Source organism: Acinetobacter entericus (assembly GCF_026168575.1).
Classification (GTDB): Bacteria; Pseudomonadota; Gammaproteobacteria; order Pseudomonadales; family Moraxellaceae; genus Acinetobacter; species Acinetobacter bouvetii.
Genome location: NZ_JAPEQW010000122.1, coordinates 1 through 691, shown reverse-complemented (window position 1 = coordinate 691; position 691 = coordinate 1). Strand labels below are relative to the sequence as shown.

3 protein-coding genes are annotated in these 691 nt (G+C 43.9%); all 3 read right to left on the bottom strand.

The window, feature by feature from the left end; translation table 11 throughout:
* Nucleotides 1–244 (bottom strand): phage tail terminator protein (locus tag OKC24_RS19850; RefSeq protein ID WP_438800956.1); only part of this gene is annotated, 244 nt, incomplete at its 3' end.
* The gene (locus tag OKC24_RS20090) at nt 234–323 is read right to left on the bottom strand and encodes a hypothetical protein (protein WP_368859743.1); all 90 of its coding nucleotides are present in this window, start codon (nt 321–323) and stop codon (nt 234–236) included. The genes OKC24_RS20090 and OKC24_RS19850, both read right to left, overlap by 11 nt.
* A 2-nt stretch (nt 324–325) precedes the next feature.
* The coding region (locus tag OKC24_RS19845) for a phage virion morphogenesis family protein (protein ID WP_265466309.1) at nt 326–691 on the bottom strand (366 nt) is incomplete at its 5' end.

Genomic DNA, 691 nt, shown 5'->3' with positions numbered 1-691 from the left:
ATGCAGCGTGACGCTCACAAATCGTGACTTCCCATTGCTGCGCCAAGCTCATTGTTGATGAACGGCCAGCATCATCAGATTTTCGGACACGGCGATAATAAATCTGAGCATTTGGAGTAACCTGTGAAAGCTCAGTAACTTTGGCTGAATTGGCTGGCGTATAGATCTTTTTGAAGTCTGCAATTTCTTTCAGCTTTTCATAAATTTCATTACGAACAGCAAAGAAGTTCTCTTCATCCGTCATTTGTTAAATGCTCCACAATTAAATCCATCACTTCTTTCTCATCAGCTTCAGTCAATCCAAGGAATGGCCGGCGCGGCATATTTACTTTGTAAGCCTTGCCCATACTTTCCTGCATAAAATTGGAACGCGCCTTACGTACGAAANAATTAAATCCATCACTTCTTTCTCATCAGCTTCAGTCAATCCAAGGAATGGCCGGCGCGGCATATTTACTTTGTAAGCCTTGCCCATACTTTCCTGCATAAAATTGGAACGCGCCTTACGTACGAAAGTATTGCCAACCAAACCGGTGCGCTGGTTCTGCCGAAAATACGTCCGGCGCATACGTGCTTCATAATGAATTTCACCGCCAAAATGGTGAATAGCGCCATATTCAACATCAGTCCCGATTTCTACTCCATTCTGCAGAACGTTATGGGTAATGGAATTCATAAGCCGCGAGGTATC